Source organism: Micromonospora endolithica, assembly GCF_003626595.1.
Lineage (GTDB): Bacteria > Actinomycetota > Actinomycetes > Mycobacteriales > Micromonosporaceae > Micromonospora > Micromonospora endolithica.
In genome coordinates, this window is record NZ_RBAK01000001.1 from 1,187,853 (window position 1) to 1,206,900 (window position 19,048).

The window sequence follows — 19,048 nt, forward strand, 5'->3', positions numbered from 1 at the left end:
CTCGCTGACGACCGGCACAGGATAAGCGCTCCGTCGATGTCCGAGGACCCTGCGTGCCGGCCGAGGCGGGCACGGGGGGAATGTGGGCCGGCCACCCCGGGTTGTCGATCGGTATACCCCCGGGGGTATGGTGGAGACCAGGAGGTGCGGACATGAAGCTTCGACCCGAGATGACCGGCGACGCGCTGACCCGTCTCAAGCGGGCACGCGGACAGCTCAACGCGGTGATCGAGATGATGGAGAGCGGCCAGGACTGCCGTGAGGTGCTGACCCAGCTCGCCGCGGTGTCCAAGGCCGTCGACCGGGCCGGATTCAAGATCATCGCCTCCGGCATGCGGCACTGCAACGCCGCGCGGGAGCGCGGCGAGGCCCCGGAGATGACCGAGGAGGAGCTGGAGAAGCTCTTCCTGGCCCTGGCCTGACCGACCCCGCACCGGCCTGACAGCCCGCCGTCGGCGTGCCGGCGGCGGGGACGGGTAACCGAGGCCGACGTATGTCCGATGAATACCCCCGGGGGTATGAGTGATTTGAAGGGATTGAGAGTTATGACAGTTCAGGTGTCCGTCATCGCCACCTCGTCGCTCGGCGACCGCAGCTACCTGGCCTCGGACGGGCAGGTGGCGGTGGTGGTCGATCCGCAGCGCGACATCGACCGGGTGCTCCACCTCGCCGGCGAACGGGGGGTCCGGATCACCCACGTGGTCGAGACCCACATCCACAACGACTACGTCTCCGGCGGCCTGGAACTCGCCCGGATCACCGGCGCGCACTACCTGGTGGCCGCCGCCGACGAGGTCGCGTTCGACCGGGTGCCGGCCCGCGACGGTGACACCGTGCCCGTCTCCGACGCGCTGCGACTGCGGGTCGTGGGCACCCCGGGCCACACCTTCCACCACCTGTCGTACGTGCTCGACGAGGCGACCGACGGCGGCTGGTCCCCGGTCGGGGTGTTCACCGGAGGATCGCTGCTGTTCGGCACCACCGGACGGACCGACCTGCTCGGTCAGCAGCACGCCCACGAACTCGCCCACCACCAGCACACCTCGGCCCGGCGGCTGGCGGACCTGCTGCCCGACGGCGCGCAGGTGTGGCCCACGCACGGCTTCGGCAGCTTCTGCTCGGCCAGCCAGGCCGACGCGCCCGAGTCGACCATCGGGCGGGAGCGGACGGCCAACCCGGTGCTGCGGCTGGCCGCCGACGACTTCGTCACCGAGACCCTGGCCGGTCTGGACGCGTACCCGGCCTACTACGCGCACATGGGCGTGGCCAACCTCGCCGGGCCGGCCCCGGTCGACCTCACGCCGGTGAGCCGGGCCGACGCCGCCGGGCTGCGGGAGCGGATCGCCGCCGGCCAGTGGGTGGTCGACCTGCGCCACCGCAAGGCGTACGCGGCCTCACACCTGGCCGGCACGGTCAGCCTCGGGCTCGACGGCCCGATGTCGACCTGGCTCGGTTGGCTGATCGACTGGGGAGTGCCGGTCACCCTCCTGGCGGAGACGCCGGAGCAGGTCGCCGCCGCCCAGCGCGAACTTGTCCGGATCGGCATCGACCGACCCGCCGCCCAGGCCACCGGAACGCCCGAGCGGTGGACCGACGACCCGGCCGAACTGCGCGAGCTGCCCGTGGCCGACTTCCCCGCCCTGGCCGCCGCGCAGGCCGGCCGGACCCCGGCCGGGTTGCCCGCACCGCAGGTCGTGCTCGACGTCCGGATGACCAACGAGTGGCGGGCCGGCCACGTCGACGGCGCGGTGCACGTACCGCTGCCGGACCTGCCGAAGCGGCTGGCCGACGTGCCGGCGGGCACCGTCTGGGTGCACTGCGGCTCCGGCTACCGCGCGTCCGCCGCCGCGTCGCTTCTGGTCAACGCGGGACGCGCGGTCGTCCTGATCGACGACGCGTTCGCCCGGGCGGAGCAGTCCGGCGTACGGATGACGCCGGGTTCCTGACCCCACCACTTTCCCAAGGAGATCGCATGACCAACCCCTCGACGCTCGACGCGGCCACCCTGCGCGAGCTGATCGCCTCCGGCCGGGCGCCCCGGCTGCTGGACGTACGCACCCCCGGGGAGTTCGAGACCGCGCACATCCCCGGCTCCTACAACGTGCCGCTGGACCTGCTCCGTGAGCACCGGGAGGAGTTGCGCCGCCACCTCGACGAGGACGTGGTGCTGATCTGCCGCTCCGGCGCCCGCGCCACCCAGGCCGGGCAGACCCTCGCCGGCGCCGGCCTGCCCCACCTGCGCGTGCTCGACGGCGGGATGACGGCCTGGCAGGCCGCCGCCGCGCCGCTCAACCAGGGCCGGCCCCGGTGGGACCTGGAACGGCAGGTCCGTCTGGTGGCCGGTGCCATCGTCCTGGTCAGCATCCTCGCCTCGGTGTTCGTCCCGGGCCTGAAGTGGGTCGCGGCGTTCATCGGCGCCGGCCTCACGTTCGCCGCTCTGACGAACACCTGCGCGATGGGCATGCTGCTCGGTCGGCTGCCCTACAACCGGGGTGCCAGCTGCGACCTGGACAGCATCGTGGGACAACTGCGCGACACCGCCGGGCGGCGCGGATGACCGGCGTCCTCGCGCTGACGCTGGCCGGCGCGGTGCTGATCGGGGTCAGCCTCGGCCTGCTCGGCGGCGGCGGTTCGATCCTCGCCGTACCGCTGCTGGTGTACGTCGCCGACCTGCCCGCCCGGGAGGCGATCGCCACCTCGCTGCTGGTCGTCGGCGTCACCAGCGCGGTCGGGGTCCTGCCGCACGCCCGCGCCCGCCGGGTGCGGTGGCGCACCGGTCTGGTCTTCGGCGCCGCCGGCATGGCCGGCGCGTACGCCGGCGGCCGGCTGGCCGCGTTCGTCCCGCCGGCGGTCCTGCTGACCGGCTTCGCCCTGATGATGCTCGTCACCGCCGCGGCGATGATCAGAGGTCGGCGGGACACCGCCGGCCGGCCGGTTCCGCACGAACTGCCGGTCCGGCGGGTCGTCGTCGACGGCGTCGTCGTCGGGCTGGTCACCGGCCTGGTCGGCGCCGGGGGCGGGTTCCTGGTGGTGCCCGCGCTGGCCCTGCTCGGCGGCCTGCCGATGCCGGTCGCGGTCGGCACCTCGCTGCTGGTCATCGCGATGAAGTCCTTCGCGGGACTGGCCGGTTACCTCGCCGACGTCAGCGTCGACTGGGGTCTGGCCGCCGCCGTGACCGCCGCCGCCGTGCTCGGCAGCCTCGCCGGTGGCCGGATCGCCGGCCGGATCCCGGAGACCGCGCTACGCCGGGCCTTCGGCGGGTTCGTGCTGGTGATGGGTGCCTTCGTCCTCGCCCGGCAGCTCCCCGCCGGAGTACGGTCCGACCCGGCGCTGTGGGTCGCGACGGCCGGCCTGGTCGGTACGGTCGCGGTGCTCGTCGTCCAGTGCCGTCGGGACCGGATCGGCCGGTTCGCCGCGCCGCTGTGTCGTGCGCTGCGCGTCGCCGCCGCGCGGTGAGAGGCTGCACCGGGCACCGGAGGGAGCACGAGATGGACAGCGAGGCCTGGGACCGGCGGTACGCCGCCGCGCCGGAGCTGGTGTGGACGGCCGAGCCGAACCGGTTCGTGGTGGCGGAGACCACCGACCTGACACCGGGCCGGGCGCTGGACCTCGCCGCCGGGGAGGGCCGCAACGCGGTCTGGCTGGCCGGGCGGGGCTGGACGGTAACCGCCGCCGACTTCTCCCCGGTGGCCGTCGCGCGGGGACGCGCGCTGGCGACCGACCGGGGCGTCGCGGTGGACTGGCGGATCGAGGACGTGACCGCCTGGACACCGGAGCCGGCCGGGTACGACCTGGTGCTGGTCGCGTACCTGCATCTGCTGCCGGAACACCTGGCGGGCGTGCTCGGCCGGGCCGGCGCGGCGGTCCGACCCGGCGGCCGGATCGTGGTCGTCGGTCACGACCGCGCGAACCTCGCCGGGGGCACCGGCGGGCCCCGAGACCCGGCGATCCTGCTCACCCCGGAGTCGGTCGTGGCCGCCCTGCACGGGCTGCGGGTCGAGCGGGCGGAGACCGCCCGGCGCCCGGTTACCGGCGCGGACGGCGCGACGGTGGACGCCCTGGACACGGTCGTCGTCGCGCGTCGCGCCGACGACCGGCGGCCCGGGGCCGGGGGTACCGCGTAACATCCCGCGGATGGGCGCGCGATTCGAGGAACTGGCCTGGCGGGAAACCCCGATCGGCGCCGTCAGCCTGCGCCGGCGCCGCGACCCGGCGCTGGGCGTCGAGGTGTACGAGGTGAAGCTCGACGACGAGTACCTGATGTCGAGCCTCTTCCCGGTCGCGGAGATCGAACTGGCCCGGCTGGGGCTGGCCGCGCTGTCCGGCGACGACCTGGACGTGGTGGTCGGCGGCCTCGGCCTCGGCTTCACCGCCCGCACCGCGTTGGACGACGACCGGGTCCGCTCGCTGGTGGTGGTCGAGGCGATCGAGGACGTCATCGACTGGCACCGGCGTGAGCTGCTCCCGTTCGCCGCCGGACTGGCCGCCGACCCGCGGACCCTCCTCGCGCGGGCGGACTTCTTCGCCGCCGTCGCCGAGGGCACCGGCTTCGACCCGGACGACCCCGGCCGACGGTTCCACGCCGTCCTGCTGGACGTCGACCACTCCCCCCGCAACGTGCTGCACCCCAGCCACGCCGGCTTCTACACGCCGGAGGGTCTGCGCCGGTTGGCCGGGCACCTGCACCCGGACGGGGTGTTCGCGCTGTGGTCGGACGACCCGCCGGACGCCGACTTCGAAGGGGTGCTCGGTGCCGTGTTCCGGTCCTCGCGGGCGCACGTGGTGCGCTTCCCCAACCCGCTGACCGGCGGCGAATCCGCCAACACGGTGTACGTCGCACACCGCTGAACAGGCGTTTTCCCCCTCCGGCGGGCATGTCGGCGACCGGATCGGGAAGGTGACACCCGCGCCGGGGAACCCCGGCGCGGTCTCGGGAGGTGGACATGCGGGCCATGCTCTGGGTCGTCGGCGTCGTCGCCGGCGTGCTGATCCTGCTCGGGCTGCTGCTGGAGGCGGTCCGCTGGCTGATCATCATCGGGGTGATCGCGCTCATCGCGGTCCTCGTGCTCGCGTTCCTCAAGGGGCGGCAGGCGGTCAACCAGCACTCAGCCCGGCGGCGCTGACGCGAAGGCGGCGGCCAGTTCCTCGGCGTACGTGGCGACCGGCTGCCCGTCGGCGGCGTACGCGACCAGCCGGCCGTGCGTCATGGTGGCCGACCGGAACGAGAAGACCCGGCTGCCGGGGTGGGCCTCCAGCAGCGGGATCCGCCGTGGCGGGCCACCGGGTGCGGAGTGGTACTCCAGCCGCGCCACGAGCGGGGACACCACCCCGTTGACGCGGACCTTCGTGGGCTCGGTCCGCACTCCGAAGGTCACCGGAGCACCGCTGTCGTACGCGGCGCAGCTCGCCGCGTCGCGGCAGACGAAGAAGTACCGGGGGTTGGTCGTGTCGGACAGCGCGTACGCCTTGAAGGTGGGGTCGGCGCCGGCCGGGAGCGGCTGGACGGCGAAGAAGGCCAGGGCGGCGACGGCGGTGGTGGCGACGCGCAGCCCGGCCCGCACCGGGGTGGCCCGGCGACGGACCCGCGTCGCCGCGACGGCCACGCCGCCGAACCCGGCCAGACAGAGCGTGGCGACACCGAGCGCCCGCGCGTTCTCCAGGAGGAACTGCACGCCGGGTCGGGTGGACACCGGCGCGAGCAGCACGCCGAGCGAGAAGACCATGGTGACCAGCAGCACGGCGCCGGCCACCCGCCGGGCGACACCGACGCCGCCGACCAGCAGCATCGCCGCGAGCACCGGCCAGATCTGGTGGTGGGTCCAGGAGACCGGGGACGCGGCGACGGTGGCGCAGCCGACCAGCACCGCGGCGTGCCCGGGGCGGCCGGCGCCCGCCAGGTGCCGGGCGCGCAGCAGCGCCACCCCGCACAGGACGGCGACCAGCGCCGCCCAGAGCCCCGGCAGCGCCGCCGGGTCCACGCCGAGTCGCAACAGCATGCCGTGCATCGACTGGTTGCCCAGCGAGGCCAGGTTGCCGATGCGGGAGGTCTCGCGCACCGCCTCGGTCCAGTACGTCAGGCTCTCCGCCGGCAGGACGGCGAGCCCGACCACGCCGCAGGCGAGAAACGCGGCGACCGTCCGGGCGGCGTCCCGGTAACGCCCGACGGCGACGAAGTAGACCACGAACAGCAGCGGGGTCAGCTTGATCGCGGCGGCGACCCCGACCAGAACACCGCGCAGCCGGGCGGGGACCGCGCCGGTCGCGTCGAGCAGGGCGAGCAGCACGATGAAGACGCTGACCTGACCGAAGCGGAGGTTGCTCTGCACCGGGGCGGAGAGCATGAGGGCGCAGGCGACCACCGGCACGACGAGCTGCCGGCGGGGTCCCGGCTGGGCCAGCACCCGGCCGACGGGAACCGCGATGGCGACCACCGCCAGGCAGGTCGCCGCCAGCCAGACGGCCTGCACGACCCCCTCCGCGACGGCGGCCACCGGCCAGAGCACCAGCGCGGCGAACGGCGGGTAGGTGAACGGGCCGCCGTTGTCGGCGACGAAGTCGTAGAGCGGCCGGCCGGCGTGCAGGTGCAGCAGCGCGCCCCGGTAGATGTGCAGGTCGGAGAGGCGATCCGGGCGGAGTGTCACCAGCCCGGCCGACCCGGCGGCGAGCAGGCTGAACAGCGACCACAGGGCCAGCACGCGTCGATCCCGCACAGCCGGAGTCTAGGTCGGGCCGGCGGCGCGGTGGGGGCCGTACGCGGTTACCTACGAGACCGTAGGTTACTGTTCGGTAAGCGGGGACCGGGAGGAGAGACATGGACCTGAGTGAACGACCCTGGCTGCGCAACTACGCACCCGACGTGCCGGCGACCATCCCGACGTCCGAGGAGTCCCTGGTCGACCTGCTGCGCGAGGCGGCCGACCGGTTCTCGTCCCACGACGCGCTGGATTTCTACGGCACCACCACCAGCTACGCCGACCTCGCCGATCAGGTGCGACGGGCGGCCGAGGCGCTGCGCCGGCTCGGCGTCGGGCGCGGTGACCGGGTCGCGCTGGTCCTGCCGAACTGCCCCCAGCACGTGGTCGCCTTCTACGCCGTGCTGCGCCTCGGGGCGGTGGTGGTGGAGCACAACCCGCTCTACACCGAGCAGGAACTCACCCACCAGCTCGCCGACCACGGCGCCCGCGTCGCGGTCGTCTGGGACCGGATGGCGCCGCTGGTCCTGCGTACCGCCGGGGCCACCGCCGTGGAGACGGTCCTGGCGGTCGACCTCAGCCGTGCCCTGCCCCGGCTCAAGCGGTGGGCGCTGCGGCTGCCGCTGCCGGCGGCCCGCGCCACCCGCGCGGCGATGACCGCGCCCGCGCCCGGCGCGCTGTCCTGGGAGCGGCAGGTCGCGGCCGCCGGGCCGCTGGCCGCCGACCACCCCGCGCCCGGCCCGGACGACACCGCGCTGCTCCAGTACACCGGCGGCACCACCGGAACCCCCAAGGGCGCCATCCTCACCCACCGCAACCTGCGGGCCAACGCCGCGCAGGGCCGCGCGTGGGTGCCGGGTCTGCGCGACGGCGCCGAGACGGTGTACGCGGTGCTGCCGCTGTTCCACGCCTACGGCCTGACGCTCTGCCTGACGTTCTCGGTGTCCATCGGTGCCACCCTGGTCCTCTTCCCGCGCTTCGACGTCGACCAGACCCTCGCCGCGGTACGCCGACGCCCGCCGACGTTCCTGCCCGCCGTGCCGCCGATCTACGAGAAGCTGGCCACCGCCGCCCGGGAGCGCGGAGTGGACCTCTCCTCGGCCCGGTACGCGATCTCCGGCGCGATGGCGCTGCCCCCGGCCACCGTGCGGCTGTGGGAGTCGGTCACCGGCGGCCTGCTGGTGGAGGGCTACGGAATGACCGAGACGTCCCCGGTGGCCCTGGGCAACCCGGTGTCGCCGGCCCGCCGGCCGGGCACCGTCGGCGTACCGTTCCCGTCGACCGAGATCCGCATCGTCGACCCGGAGGAGCCCACCCGGGACCGGGCGCCCGGTGAGCGGGGTGAGCTGCTGATCCGGGGCCCGCAGGTGTTCACCGGCTACTGGCGACGGCCGGAGGAGACGGCCGCCGTGCTGCTGCCCGACGGCTGGCTGCGTACCGGCGACATCGTGGTGATCGACGACGACGGGTTCGTCACCGTGGTGGACCGGATCAAGGAGCTGATCATCACCGGCGGCTTCAACGTGTACCCGTCGGAGGTGGAGGAGGCGCTGCGCCGCGTACCGGGTGTCCTGGACGCCGCGGCGGTCGGAATGCCCTGTGCCGGCGGGGGCGAGGAGGTCGTCGCGGCGGTCGTCCTGCACCGGGACTGCACCACCGACGAGGCGGGCATCCGGACGGCGTGCCGGACCCACCTGACCGGCTACAAGGTGCCGCGCCGCGTGGTCGTGGTGACGGACCTGCCCCGCTCGCAGATCGGCAAGGTCCTCCGCCGCGAGGTACGGGACCGCCTGCTGGCCGGCTGACCGCGCTCGGCGGTCGGCCCGCTCAGGCCCTTAGGGACCGTGGCCGCCGCGCCCGCCGCGCCGCCGTCGAGGCCGACTGGCCGGCCGAGCGCCGTCAGGCCGTACGCGCCCGCGTCCGCCAGCACCTGCTCGGCGGGACCTCCCCCGACCCGACGTAACCCGCCGGGTGGTCACGGCCACGACGAAGCGCCCGTGATCCTCATACCGGACTGACATCAGCACCCCAGTTGGCTAATGTCGTCGGCGTGGCCGCGTCGGTGAGAAAGCTGTCGATCTCGGCAGCGCCCCCCGTTGCGGCACGCCCGGCGAAGGCAGGCCGTTGACGAATCCGTGGCTTTCCGGGCCCGCGCCGGTGAAGCGGCTCGACCGAGCACGGCTTGAGGAGCGGATCCTCAACCTGCTGTCGTCGCAGAACATGTGCGTGCTCGCCACCACGGGCCCGGACGGGCCGCTGGCCACGCCGGTGCGTTACTGCCCGCTCGGCTTCGCGGTGCTCTTTACCGCCGCGCCGCAATCGCCGAAGATGCGTAACATCGCCGCCGACCCGCGCGTCTCCGTCGGCATCTTCGCACCGCTGGTCGGGCTGGCCAGCAGCCGAGGCGCTCAACTGTTCGGCACGGCCAGGGTGCTCGACCCGCCGCATCCCGACCGTGCGCACTACTGGACGGCGTTCCGCTGGGAGAACGAGCACGCCGAGCGGGGGCGACCGTTGTCCGAGCCGCCCCAGGACACGCTCGTGGTCGTCGAAGCGGAGCGGATCGTCTACACCGAGCACTGGTTACGACGTGAGGGTTTCGCGCCCCGACAGTTCTGGCGTCGGTGAGGTTGGTCCTACAGGAACAGAGTCGTCGACCCGGCCGGACTACGTAGCACCGCTGCGGACATACCGCTCATGCATGGCCTGGCGCAGCGGATCACCGCCGTCCGCCCGGACCAGATCAACGCAGGCGCCTCCTACGGCGAACTGGCCTGGGTCTGGGGTCAGGGAAGCGCACTCTACGGCGACACGTGGCCGCGCCGGCTGTGGTGTTCCGAAGCCGAGGTGGTGGCGTGGGCTGGGCCCTTCCTACCACGCCAGGTGAGACGCAACGACGGGTCGATCACGGACGTCACCGGGACCTCCCTGAGCTAGCTAGCAGGTCCATCCCGACCGTGCCGAACTGGTCGACAAGGTGGAGGAGGCGCTGCGCCGCGTACCGGGTGTCCTGGACGCCGCGGCGGTCGGACTGCCCTGTGCCGGCGGCGGCGAGGAGGTCGTCGCGGCGGTCGTCCTGCACCAGGACTGCACCACCGACGAGGCGGGCATCCGGACGGCGTGCCGGACCCACCTGACCGGCTACAAGGTGCCCCGCCGCGTGGTCGTGGTGACGGACCTGCCCCGCTCGCAGATCGGCAAGGTCCTCCCCAGTCCCGCCCAGGAGCCAGGACAGGTGCCTGCCGAGTTGGCGCGGATCGTCGGAGCACTCGATTTTGGCCCCTGGCCGGACATGACCTGGGTGGGCACGCGATAGTAGCTCCAGGTGAGGTGCCATCGTGGTCGGGCGCCCGGCCGAGTCGCTCGCTCAGCTCATGATTCACTCGACATCACTGGTGTCGGGGTGTCCAAGTGGGTACGACACCCCGATATCAGTGACATCGAGTGGATCTCGGCCGAACCGGGCCGGCCACGGGGTCCGGCCCGGTCAGAACCAGGTGTCGCGCGTGTCCAGGGTGGTCCGGTCGAGGCTCTCCAGCAGGTCGAACTGCGGGCCGGTGCGGGGCAGCTCGTACCGGAAGAAGTAGCGGGAGGCCTGCCGCTTGCCGGCGAGGAAGTCCTCGTCCGCCGTGCCCGCCGCCTCCACGGCCAGGAGCTGCTCCAGCCACATCCAGGCGACCACCACGTGCCCGACCGCTTCCAGGTAGACACTGGCGTTGGCCAGCGCCACCTGCGGGTCGCCGGTGCTCCACACCCGGCGGGTGACCAGGGCGACCCGGTCCAGGGCGGCGCCGAGCGCGCCGGCCAGCTCGGCGGCCTCCCCCTCGGCCTTCCACGCCCGGGTGACCGTGGCGCGGATCGTGTCGACCAGCAGGGACAGGCCCGCCCCGCCGGCCATGGTCACCTTCCGGCCGAGCAGGTCGAGCGCCTGGATGCCGTGGGTGCCCTCGTGGATCGCGTTGAGCCGGTTGTCCCGCCAGTGCTGTTCCACGTCGTAGTCACGGGTGTAGCCGTACCCGCCGTGCACCTGGATGGCCAGGTCGTTCGCGGCCAGGCACCACTGCGACGGCCAGCTCTTGGCGATCGGGGTGAGCATGTCCAGCAGCAGGTGGGCCCGTTGCCGGTCGGCCGGGTCCGGGGCGGTCCGCTCCTCGTCGAGCAGCCGTCCGCAGTAGAGGATCAGCGCGAGCGCGCCCTCCACGTAGCTCTTCTGCGCCAGCAGCATCCGCCGCACGTCGGCGTGGGCGATGATCGGCACCTGCGGCGCGGTGGGGTCCTTGTCGGCGACCGGCCGGCCCTGCGGGCGCTGCCGCGCGTACGCCAGGGATTTGAGGTAGCCGGTGTAGCCCAGCGCGGTCGCGCCGGCGCCCACGCCGATGCGGGCCTCGTTCATCATGTGGAACATCTGCGCCAGGCCCTGGTGCGGTTCGCCGACCAGGTAGCCGACCGCGCCGGGACGGCCGCCGGGCCGGTGTACGCCCTCGCCGAAGTTCAACAGCGTGTTGGTGGTGCCCCGGTAGCCGAGCTTGTGGTTCAGGCCGACCAGCACCACGTCGTTGCGGGCGCCGAGCGCGCCGTCACCGTCGAGCAGCACCTTCGGCACGATGAACAGTGAGATGCCCTTGACCCCGGGCGGGCCGCCGGGAATCCGGGCCAGCACCAGGTGGACGATGTTCTCGGCCAGCTCGTGGTCCCCACCGGAGATCCACATCTTGGTGCCGTACAGCCGGTGGGTGCCGTCGTCCTGCGGCTCGGCGCGGGTGGTGACGTCGGCGAGGGAGCTGCCGGCCTGCGGCTCGGACAGGCACATGGTGCCGAAGAAGCGGCCCTCCACCATCGGCCGGACCCAGGTGTCGACCTGCTCGGGGCTGCCGTGTGCCAGCAGCAGGTTGGCGTTGCCGAGGGTCAGGAAGGGGTACGCGGAGGTGCCCACGTTGGCCGCCTGGAACCAGGCGAAACAGGCGGCCTGTACGACGTGCGGCAGTTGCATCCCCCCGATCGACTCATCCATCGCGGCGGCCAGCAGGCCGGTCTGCGCGAAGGCGTCCAACGCCTCACCGACCTGCGGGATGATCCGTACCCGTCCGCCGTCCACGGTCGGCTCGGTGCGGTCGGCGGCCCGGTTGTGCGGGGCGAACCGCTCGGTGGCCACCCGCTCGGCGAGGTCCAGCACCGCGTCGAACGTCTCCCGGGAGTGCTCCGCGTAGCGGGGCCGCTCGGTCAGCCGGGTGACGTCCAGCCAGTCGTGCAGCAGGAACCGCAGGTCACGCCGGGACAGCAGGGTGGACGACACGGTGTCTCCTTCCGTCGGGTGGGCGGAGACGCCGGCCGCGGCGCAGCGGTGACGATGCCCTCCCCCAGGCCATCCTGGCCGATCGCCCCGGCAAACGCACCACCCCGCCCGGCCCGAAAATCCCACGCCCTCACGCCCGCCCGGACCCCCGCGATCTTGCACTTTGTGTCGCCGCAACTGGGACACAAGGCACCAATCGGCGACCGAAAGTGCAAGATCGCGGGCGGGGGTGGGTCAGCCGCGGCGGAGGGTGGTGACGGCTTCGGTCAGGTCTTCCTGGGTGATGGGGGCGGCGGGGGTGCCGGCCGTCGCCTCCCGCATCGCCTTGGCCAACTGCACCCGGCGCAGCACCTCGCGGATGTCCGCGCCGGTCAGCCCGGAGGCGAGCGCGGCCAGCGCGGCGGGGTCGACGTCGTCGGCGAACATCCGGAACCCCGGAGCGGCGTGCCGGTCGACCAGTTCCCGGATCATCTTCGCGATGATCTCCGCCCGCCCGGCCTCGTCCGGCGGCGGGATGGACAGCTTGACGTCGAACCGTCCGGACCGGACCAACGAGGCGTCCACCCGCTGCGGGAAGTTGGTGGTGGCCACGACGATGACGTTCGGGTTCTCCTCGATCAGCGTGTTCATCTCCTGCTTGAAGATCCCGGCCACCGCGTTGACCGCCTGACTGGCCGCGTCCCCGCCCGCGCCGGCGTAGCTGATGATGCTGTCGAACTCGTCGAACAACAGCACGGTGGGTTCCCGGTAGCGACGCGCCTCGCGGAAGATCTGCTTGATGTTGCGCTCCGAGCCACCGAGCCACTTGTCCAGGATCTCCGGGGTGCGGATCTCCTTGAAGTCCGCCCCGATCTCGTTGGCCAGCGCCCGCGCGAGCATGGTCTTGCCAGTGCCCGGCGGGCCGTACAACAGGATGCCCTGCGGCCGTCGCGCACCCCAGCGCGCCATCACGTCCGGGTGGCGGAACGAGATCGCGATCTCCCGGAACCGGGCGACCACCTCGTCCAGGCCACCGACCTGGTCCAGGGTGACGGTCTCGCTGCGCGGCGCCGCCGGACGCGCCGGCTGCGGCGCGGCCGGTGGACGATCCAGGACGTACGCCCGCCCGCGCAGCACCCGGGGCTCGGGGTCGTCCCCGGCGAGGTCCCGCACCACCTGGAGCGCCACCGCGACGGTGGCCCGCAGGTGCGCCGGGGTGACCGCGTCGACGGGCATCTCCACCCGTACGGTGACGGTCCGCCCGACCACCGCCGGCGCGTCGACGACCTCGGGGCGCAGGCCCAGCGCCTCCGCCTCGGCCAGCACCGCCGCGCCGGCCGGGTCGGCGACCGGCGGCCGGTCCACCACCGCCGTCGGAGGCGGGCCGTCCAGCCCGAGCCGCCGGGACGCCTCGGTGGCCATCCGGCCGACCCGCGCGGCCAGCGGCCCGGCGTCCACCCCGGTCCCGGCCAGCCGCCGGACCAGGAGCGCCCCGGCCGGGCTCAGCGCGTTGAGCGCGAGCCAGCCGAGGGCGGTGTCGGTCGCCCGGTCCACCGCGCCGGTACGGATCTCGGCGACCATCCGCAGCGTCCGGTCGGCGGTGTCGGGGCGCAGGGTGACCCGTACGCCGGTGACCGGTGGTGGGAAGTCGGTGCCCAGCCGCAGCACGACGGGCTCGGTCCGGGCCGCCGCCAGCAGTGCGACGGGGTCCACGATGGTGACCCGGGCGCCGAAGCGCTCCACGGTGTCCTGCTCGGGCATGATCTCCACCCTTCCGGCGGTCGGCCACCCCAGCCTGACACCCCCACCCCCACCGCGCCCACCGCACACGTCGGCCGGCCCGGCGGACCTTCACGTGACGCCGCACATCGACATACGACGACATGGGCTGTTCACCCGAGGTAGTCGCCGGACTACGGTGATCGGTATGAACGGCACACGGAAGCGCGCGGCAGGCGTGGACACCGATTGCCGACCGCGGTGAGCAGGAGCGGACTGTTCGCACGCCTCGTGCCCCTCGGGGTGTTCGGGCTGTTGCTGGCGGCGACGGGCACGTTCCTGGTCGTGGCGGAGGACGACTGGACCGGCCTGATACTCGTGGTGGGTGGTGTCCTGGTCGCCGCCATGGTCGGCCTCGTTCTCGCACTGTCGGTGCGGACCCGGGTGCCGACGACGAAGCCGCCTCCCGGGGTGGCGATCCGGTTCCGGGCTCGCCGCACCTTCTTCACCACGGCGACGCCGTTGTTGGTCATCCTCGTGATGGCCGCCGTGGTCGGTGCGTGGGTGCTGTGGGGCCCGCCTCTCGGCGTGGGCCGGGCGGTGCTGGCGGTGGTCGCCGCCGTGACGTGGGTGTTCTTCGTGCCTCCCGAGGGTGGCAGGCGCACCTACGCCGTCACGGCCGACGAGTTGGTGATCGAATCGGCGGACAGCCGGCGGAGCGTGCGCTGGGACGACGTCGAGAGCGTGTGGCATCGACCCTTCGTCGTCGTGGCCGGCGACGGCTTGCAGCACCGATATGACGACCGTCTGGAACTCACCACGACCGGAGGCACGCGGCCGCTCGTCGTGGTCGGCGCGCACCGTCAGGCGAGACTGTCGTTGATGATCGTCGACCTGAGCCGCGAGCACGTTCGGCGACGGCTGCTCGCCACCTTCGCCCGCGAGGGCCGGGTACAACTCGGCGAGCTGTCCGTGGACCACGACGGCGTCCAGGGTCCCGATGGCCGGCGGCTGCCCTGGGAAGCCGATTGGCGCGTGCGATCACAGGTCGACGAGCAGGGAGTTTCGCTCGTCGTGCGGGCACCGCAGGGGCAGACCGTCGCCGGGCGGGTGCCCGAGGAAGGTGTCGCGCGGGAGCTGTTGACCACGTTGCGGGATCAGTTCACGTCCGGGTAGGGCCTCGGTTCCGGCCGCCCCGGAACGGCTGCGCGCGCGCCCGTCGCGACGCGGCGGCGCCGCCGGGGCGGACGCCGCCGCGAGGGCGGGCCGGTCAGGCGCCGCTAGCGGCCAGGGCCGGGACGCGGCGCTCGTCGGCCGGAGCGGCCGGCATCGCGGTACGACGGTTGGGCAGCGAGAGCCGGATGACCTTCCACCAGGCGGAGGCCACCTGCTTGGGCAGCGGGCCGGTGGTGTACTTCAGCCCGTACCGGTCGAACAGCGCCCGTACCTCGGGGGCGATCTCCTGGTACCGCTTGCTCGGCAGGTCCGGGAAGAGGTGGTGCTCGATCTGGAACGACAGGTTGCCGGTCATGATGTGCATCAGCCGACTGCCGCTGATGTTGGCCGAGCCGAGCATCTGCCGCAGGTACCACTCGCCGCGCGTCTCGCCCTCGATGGAGGTCTTGGAGAACGTCTCCACCCCGTTCGGGAAGTGCCCGCACATGATCACCGAGTGGCTCCACACGTTGCGGATCATGTTGGCGGTGAAGGTCGCCGCGAGGGTGCTGAGGAAGGACGGGCCGGACAGCAGCGGGTGGATCACGTAGTCCTTGAGGACCTGGCGCCGGATCTTGCGGCCGACCGCGCGGGCCCGGGCCCGGAACTCCGGGGCCTTGTGCCGCCCCTTCTGCAGATTCCGGCCCAGTTCCAGGTCGTACGCGGCGATGCCGTACTCGAAGAAGCAGGCGTTGAGGAAGTTCCACAGCGGCTGGCCGAGGTGCATCGGGTGCCACTTCTGGTCCTCGTCGACGCGCATGATGCCGTACCCGAGGTCGTTGTCCTTGCCGAGCACGTTGGTGTACGTGTGGTGCAGCTGGTTGTGCGAGTGCTTCCACTGGTCGGCCGGGGAGACGTGGTCCCACTCCCAGGTGGTGGAGTGGATCTTCGGGTCGCGCATGAAGTCGTACTGGCCGTGCAGGATGTTGTGGCCGATCTCCATGTTCTCCAGGATCTTGGCGATCGACAGGCCGGCGGTGCCGATCAGCCAGGCCGGCGGGAAGAGCGAGAAGAGCAGCACCGCGCGGCTGCCCATCTCCAGGCTCCGCTGGGTCTTGATGACCTTGCGGATGTAGCGCGCGTCGCTCTCGCCCCGCTCGGCGAGGACCCGGTCGCGGAGCGCGTCGAGTTCCTTGCCGATGATCTCGATGTCCTCGGCGGTGAGGTGGCCGATCGGGTTGACGGGCTTCTTCTGGATCACGGTCACGTCGGTGTCTCCGATCAGTGGTCGATGTGGCACGGGCCGGCCGCGGCCGACACGCAGGTCTGGATGACGACGCCGTCGCCGGGAACCGCCGTGGTCAGGGCACCGTTGCGCAGGTCGCGGACCGCGCCGGAGCGCAGCGGCAGGACGCAGCCGAAGCAGATGCCCATCCGGCAGCCCGAGGGCATCAGCACCCCGGCGGCCTCACCGGCGTCCAGCAGCGGGGTCGCGCCGTCGGCCGCGACGGTGACCCCCGCGCGGCCGAAGGTGACGGTGCCGCCCTCGCCGGGGGTGACCACGACCGGCCGGAAACGCTCGGTGTGCAGAAGCTCGGCCCGGTCGGCGTCCGCCCAGTGCGCCTCCAGCGCGTCGAGCAGGCCGCGCGGCCCGCAGGCCCAGGTCTCCCGGTCCAGGTGGTCGGGGACGAGCGCGGCGAGGTCGTCGACGGTGAGCAGGCCGGCGCTGTCGGTGTGCCGTTCCACCAGCCGCAGGTCGCCGGCGTCGGCCAGGGCCCGCAGCTCGGCGCCGAAGATCACGTCGGCCGGGGTGGGCGCGGAGTGCACGACGACCACGTCCGCGCCGGCCAGGGCACCGGAGCGGAGGATGCCCATCACCGGCGTGACACCGCTGCCGGCGGTCACGAAGAGCACCCGTCGCGGTGCGGTGGCGGGTAGCACGAAGTCGCCCCGGGCCTGGTCGAGGTGGACCAGCGTCCCCGGGCGGGTACGGCGGACCAGGTGGTTGCTGACCACCCCGTCCGGGATGGCCTTCACGGTGATCGCGATCGGGCCGTTGCGCGGGCCGGGAGCGGACGTCACCGAGTAGGCGCGCCACTGGCGGACGCCGTCGACGTCGACGCCGAGGCGGACGTACTGGCCGGGGGTGTGGCCACGCCAGTCCCGGCCGGGGCGGATCACCAGGGTCGCCGCGTCGGCGGTCTCCGGGCGTACGGCCAGCACCCGCCCGCGCAGGTCGGCGCCGGCGCGCAGCGGGGCGACCAGGTCGAGGTAGTCGTCGGGCAGCAGTGGGGTGGTGACCGCCGCGGCGAGCCGCAGGATCCGGCCGCGCAGGGACGGGGTCGCGGTAGACCGAGGGACGGTGGTGGTCATAATCCGATGGTCGCGGCAGAATGGCATAAAAGCTTGCCCTTCCGAGGTGAACCGGGCCAACTGTTTTGTTCGGAGGTGACAAAGATGCCGGAAAGCTTCGAAGCGACCCGGCGCGCCGCCCACCTCGAACTCGACGCGCCGGTGGCCGGCGCGCTGCGCGACCGGCTGCCGGTGCTGGCCGCACGCACGGTCAGCGCCATCACCGCGGAGGTACCCAGCTATTCGGGCACCCTAACCGGCCAGATGCGCGCGAAGATCGAGAACGCGGTGCAGCTCGCGTTGGGCACGTTCCTCCAGCTCATCGAGTGCCCGCAGGGCGCCGGGCCGAGCACGCCGCTGGCCTCCGCGCTGGAGGCGGCGTACGCACTGGGCAGCGGCGAGGCCCGCTCGGGCCGGAGCATGGACGCGCTGCTGGCCGCGTACCGGGTCGGTGCCCGGGTGTCCTGGCGGGAGATGGCCACCACCACCGTCCAGGGCGGGCTGTCCGCCGCGACCGTCGCCGAGTTCGCCGAGCTGATGTTCGCCTACATCGACGAACTCTCCGCCGCCAGCGTGGCCGGGCACTCCGACGAGTTGGCAAGCGTCGGCCGGGCCCAACGCCGCAGCCTGGAACGCCTCGCCGGGCAACTGCTCGCCGGGGAGCCGGAGGAGACGCTGCTGCGCAGCGCCGACCGGGCCGGGTGGCCACCGCCGCAGACGCTCACCGTCGTACTCCTGCCCCGGGCCAACCTGCGGGCGGCGCTCGCGCTGCTGCCCGGGCACACCCTGGAGGGCGCCGACGACCTGCCGGAGGTCGGACCCGGCGAGGACCTGGCCGTGCTGCTGGTGCCGGACGCGCACGGCGACCGGCGGCGGCAGCTCGCCCGGACGCTGCGCGGGCGGCGCGCCGCGGTCGGCCCGGCCCGGCCGTGGACCGAGGCGTCGGCCTCCTACCGGCGGGTCACCCGGACCCTCGCCCTCGGCCTGCGGCCGCCCGCCGACGGCGCGCCGCTGGACACCGAGGAGCACCTCGCCGCACTGGTGCTCAGCGTGGACCCGGAGGGCCTGGCCGACCTGCGCGCCCGGGTGCTGGCGCCACTGGCGACGCTGCCGCCGGCCACCGCCGAACGGCTCACCGAGACCCTGCGGTCCTGGCTGCTGCACCACGGCCGGCGCGACGACGTCGCCGCCGACCTCTTCGTGCACCCGCAGACGGTGCGGTACCGGATGGCCAAACTCCGCGAGCTGTACGGCGACCGCCTGCACGACCCGGCCACCACCCTCGACCTCACCGTCGCCCTGGCCTTCCCGCCGCGGACGGACGTCGACGAGCGGGCCGACGCCTGACCGCCGGCCGCCGACGGGGTGTCCCCCGTCGGCGGCCGGCGACTCACCCCGCGTCAGCGGTCCCGGCGCAGGCCGATCCACTGGACCGCGGCGAACCCGGCCACGGCGGCGGCCTGCGCGGCGATCACGACGACGCCGACCATGGTCGGCGTGAACCACCCGCCGGCCAGCAGCACGACGCTGTCCACCGCCCAGATCAGGTTCACCACGACGACCACGGCGGCGGCGCGACGGTCGATCCTCGGGCGGGCGGCGAGCAGCCACAACGCGGCGGCGTAGCCGAGCAGGAAGATCCCCACCGGCACCAGCAGCGCGGTGGGCAGGCCGAGCGGATCGGCGACGAGAGCGGCGCCGGGCGCGAACGCGAGCCCGCTGGCGCCGGAGGCGAGCGCGTCGATCCGCAGGGCGAGGCGCAGCAGTGACCGGTCGGTCCCGGCGGTTACGGCGGTGCGGGCGGTCAGGTCGGCGGTCATGGTGGACTCCCTTTCGTCGTTCGGGAGCACCACCGTCG

General features: G+C 73.4%; 17 protein-coding genes and 1 pseudogene. 12 read left to right on the forward strand and 6 right to left on the reverse strand.

The features are described from left to right. The first annotated feature begins 152 nt into the window (after window positions 1–152). The 7 genes from D7223_RS05415 to D7223_RS05445 all read left to right on the forward strand — a co-directional run bounded on the left by D7223_RS05415 (window position 153) and on the right by D7223_RS05445 (window position 5,123). Window positions 153–422, forward strand: a complete 270-nt coding sequence (locus D7223_RS05415) for a metal-sensitive transcriptional regulator (protein WP_120725345.1) — start codon at window positions 153–155, stop codon at window positions 420–422. 123 nt (window positions 423–545) lie between these two features. Beyond that, window positions 546–1,946 carry an MBL fold metallo-hydrolase gene (locus D7223_RS05420; protein WP_120725347.1) on the forward strand — a complete coding sequence of 467 codons (1,401 nt, stop codon included), beginning with the start codon at window positions 546–548 and terminating at the stop codon, window positions 1,944–1,946. A 26-nt stretch (window positions 1,947–1,972) separates the two neighbouring features. Next, complete coding sequence (locus D7223_RS05425) at window positions 1,973–2,557, forward strand: rhodanese-like domain-containing protein (protein ID WP_120725349.1); 585 nt, start codon at window positions 1,973–1,975, stop codon at window positions 2,555–2,557. Further along, entirely contained in the window at window positions 2,554–3,456 is a 903-nt protein-coding gene (locus tag D7223_RS05430) for a sulfite exporter TauE/SafE family protein (RefSeq protein ID WP_120725351.1), read from the forward strand. The genes D7223_RS05425 and D7223_RS05430 overlap by 4 nt, the downstream gene beginning before the upstream one ends. A 32-nt stretch (window positions 3,457–3,488) precedes the next feature. Next, the gene (locus D7223_RS05435; RefSeq protein ID WP_120725353.1) at window positions 3,489–4,124 is read left to right on the forward strand and encodes a class I SAM-dependent methyltransferase; all 636 of its coding nucleotides are present in this window, start codon (window positions 3,489–3,491) and stop codon (window positions 4,122–4,124) included. 10 nt (window positions 4,125–4,134) lie between these two features. After that, window positions 4,135–4,848, forward strand: a complete 714-nt coding sequence (locus D7223_RS05440) for a polyamine aminopropyltransferase (RefSeq protein ID WP_120725355.1) — start codon at window positions 4,135–4,137, stop codon at window positions 4,846–4,848. 95 nt (window positions 4,849–4,943) lie between these two features. Then, window positions 4,944–5,123 (forward strand): hypothetical protein, encoded by a 180-nt coding sequence (locus D7223_RS05445; RefSeq protein ID WP_120725357.1) that lies wholly within the window; start codon window positions 4,944–4,946, stop codon window positions 5,121–5,123. Here D7223_RS05445 and D7223_RS05450 read toward each other — a convergent pair. After that, window positions 5,106–6,710, reverse strand: a complete 1,605-nt coding sequence (locus tag D7223_RS05450) for a glycosyltransferase 87 family protein (protein ID WP_120725359.1) — start codon at window positions 6,708–6,710, stop codon at window positions 5,106–5,108. The genes D7223_RS05445 and D7223_RS05450 overlap by 18 nt on opposite strands. 101 nt (window positions 6,711–6,811) lie before the next feature. Here D7223_RS05450 and D7223_RS05455 point away from each other — a divergent pair, with 101 nt between their 5' ends. The 3 genes and pseudogenes from D7223_RS05455 to D7223_RS05470 form a co-directional block, all read left to right on the forward strand. Continuing rightward, complete coding sequence (locus tag D7223_RS05455; protein WP_120725361.1) at window positions 6,812–8,497, forward strand: long-chain-fatty-acid--CoA ligase; 1,686 nt, start codon at window positions 6,812–6,814, stop codon at window positions 8,495–8,497. A gap of 352 nt (window positions 8,498–8,849) precedes the next feature. After that, a complete protein-coding gene (locus D7223_RS05460; RefSeq protein WP_238161596.1) occupies window positions 8,850–9,320 on the forward strand; it encodes a pyridoxamine 5'-phosphate oxidase family protein in 471 nt (156 codons plus the stop codon). 346 nt (window positions 9,321–9,666) lie between these two features. Next, window positions 9,667–9,900: pseudogene (locus tag D7223_RS05470) on the forward strand (AMP-binding enzyme); the annotation flags it as partial. 279 nt (window positions 9,901–10,179) lie between these two features. On the opposite strand, the gene D7223_RS05475 reads toward D7223_RS05470, so the two are convergent. Continuing rightward, window positions 10,180–11,985, reverse strand: a complete 1,806-nt coding sequence (locus D7223_RS05475; RefSeq protein WP_120725367.1) for an acyl-CoA dehydrogenase — start codon at window positions 11,983–11,985, stop codon at window positions 10,180–10,182. Between the two features lie 234 nt (window positions 11,986–12,219). Further along, on the reverse strand, window positions 12,220–13,725 hold the full coding sequence (locus D7223_RS33920) for an ATP-binding protein (protein ID WP_120725823.1): 1,506 nt from the start codon (window positions 13,723–13,725) through the stop codon (window positions 12,220–12,222). Between the two features lie 207 nt (window positions 13,726–13,932). On the opposite strand from D7223_RS33920, the gene D7223_RS05485 reads away from it, so the two are divergent. After that, window positions 13,933–14,859 carry a hypothetical protein gene (locus D7223_RS05485; protein WP_147252530.1) on the forward strand — a complete coding sequence of 309 codons (927 nt, stop codon included), beginning with the start codon at window positions 13,933–13,935 and terminating at the stop codon, window positions 14,857–14,859. A gap of 94 nt (window positions 14,860–14,953) precedes the next feature. On the opposite strand, the gene D7223_RS05490 is transcribed toward D7223_RS05485, so the two are convergent. Continuing rightward, entirely contained in the window at window positions 14,954–16,105 is a 1,152-nt protein-coding gene (locus D7223_RS05490; RefSeq protein WP_120725371.1) for a fatty acid desaturase family protein, read from the reverse strand. A 14-nt stretch (window positions 16,106–16,119) separates the two neighbouring features. Then, entirely contained in the window at window positions 16,120–17,211 is a 1,092-nt protein-coding gene (locus tag D7223_RS05495; RefSeq protein WP_120725373.1) for a ferredoxin reductase, read from the reverse strand. Between the two features lie 84 nt (window positions 17,212–17,295). On the opposite strand from D7223_RS05495, the gene D7223_RS05500 reads away from it, so the two are divergent. Next, window positions 17,296–18,537 (forward strand): PucR family transcriptional regulator, encoded by a 1,242-nt coding sequence (locus D7223_RS05500; RefSeq protein WP_120725375.1) that lies wholly within the window; start codon window positions 17,296–17,298, stop codon window positions 18,535–18,537. Between the two features lie 53 nt (window positions 18,538–18,590). Here D7223_RS05500 and D7223_RS05505 read toward each other — a convergent pair whose 3' ends face one another. Further along, window positions 18,591–19,010 carry a hypothetical protein gene (locus D7223_RS05505; RefSeq protein WP_120725398.1) on the reverse strand — a complete coding sequence of 140 codons (420 nt, stop codon included), beginning with the start codon at window positions 19,008–19,010 and terminating at the stop codon, window positions 18,591–18,593. Window positions 19,011–19,048: the final 38 nt, after the last annotated feature.

Excerpts from the sequence above, each read along its gene's own strand:
- D7223_RS05425 (WP_120725349.1), top strand. The coding sequence starts at position 1,973 with ATGACCAACCCCTCGACGCTCGACGCGGCCACCCTGCGCGAGCTGATC.
- D7223_RS05445 (WP_120725357.1), top strand. The coding sequence starts at position 4,944 with ATGCGGGCCATGCTCTGGGTCGTCGGCGTCGTCGCCGGCGTGCTGATC.
- D7223_RS05500 (WP_120725375.1), top strand. The coding sequence starts at position 17,296 with ATGCCGGAAAGCTTCGAAGCGACCCGGCGCGCCGCCCACCTCGAACTC.
- D7223_RS05495 (WP_120725373.1), bottom strand. The coding sequence starts at position 17,211 with ATGACCACCACCGTCCCTCGGTCTACCGCGACCCCGTCCCTGCGCGGC.
- D7223_RS05415 (WP_120725345.1), top strand. The coding sequence starts at position 153 with ATGAAGCTTCGACCCGAGATGACCGGCGACGCGCTGACCCGTCTCAAG.
- D7223_RS05420 (WP_120725347.1), top strand. The coding sequence starts at position 546 with ATGACAGTTCAGGTGTCCGTCATCGCCACCTCGTCGCTCGGCGACCGC.
- D7223_RS05505 (WP_120725398.1), bottom strand. The coding sequence starts at position 19,010 with ATGACCGCCGACCTGACCGCCCGCACCGCCGTAACCGCCGGGACCGAC.
- D7223_RS05435 (WP_120725353.1), top strand. The coding sequence starts at position 3,489 with ATGGACAGCGAGGCCTGGGACCGGCGGTACGCCGCCGCGCCGGAGCTG.
- D7223_RS05440 (WP_120725355.1), top strand. The coding sequence starts at position 4,135 with ATGGGCGCGCGATTCGAGGAACTGGCCTGGCGGGAAACCCCGATCGGC.
- D7223_RS05455 (WP_120725361.1), top strand. The coding sequence starts at position 6,812 with ATGGACCTGAGTGAACGACCCTGGCTGCGCAACTACGCACCCGACGTG.
- D7223_RS05430 (WP_120725351.1), top strand. The coding sequence starts at position 2,554 with ATGACCGGCGTCCTCGCGCTGACGCTGGCCGGCGCGGTGCTGATCGGG.
- D7223_RS33920 (WP_120725823.1), bottom strand. The coding sequence starts at position 13,725 with ATGCCCGAGCAGGACACCGTGGAGCGCTTCGGCGCCCGGGTCACCATC.